The sequence below is a fragment of the Bartonella phoceensis genome (genome assembly GCF_902825145.1).
Taxonomy (GTDB): Bacteria; Pseudomonadota; Alphaproteobacteria; order Rhizobiales; family Rhizobiaceae; genus Bartonella; species Bartonella phoceensis.
The window spans coordinates 1-473 of record NZ_CADEAD010000046.1 but is presented as its reverse complement, the minus strand read 5'-3'; the positions used below and the strand labels follow the sequence as shown (position 1 = coordinate 473).

Genomic DNA, 473 nt, shown 5'->3' with positions numbered 1-473 from the left:
GTATATAAGGAGAAGCAATAATTAATGCCGCGGCAGCCCCACCGACCAATAGGTTAATAATGGCATTTAAGCGGATAGCGGTTGTTTTTTTCTCAGCCCGTACTTTTTCAATGTAAGCCGCCATTAAAATGGCAACCGGTGCAATGCAAGGTAAAATATAGGTTAGTAGCTTGCCTTTTGTGATGCTAAAAAATACAAATGGGGCGATAAACCACAATAAAAAGTAAAGGTAAATCCCTTTTTGCCGCCAAGCATAATGTATAGCCCCAAAAAGATAACCCAACCATGGTAAAACAGCAGCAAGTAATATAGGAATATAAAACCAAAATGGTGATTTGTTCTGTGCGTTGTCCGCCATAAAGCGTTGAATATGCTCAACCCAGAAGAAGTAATTCCAGTAGTCAGGCTCACGGCTAGCAATCACAAATGCCCAAGGTAAACAGATAACAAATGCCGTAAAGATTGACACAAAA

At 40.0% G+C, this 473-nt stretch carries 1 pseudogene; it reads right to left on the bottom strand.

Going from position 1 to position 473, the window contains the following annotated elements:
* A pseudogene (locus J7R07_RS08015) lies at positions 1-473 on the bottom strand (hypothetical protein); the annotation flags it as partial.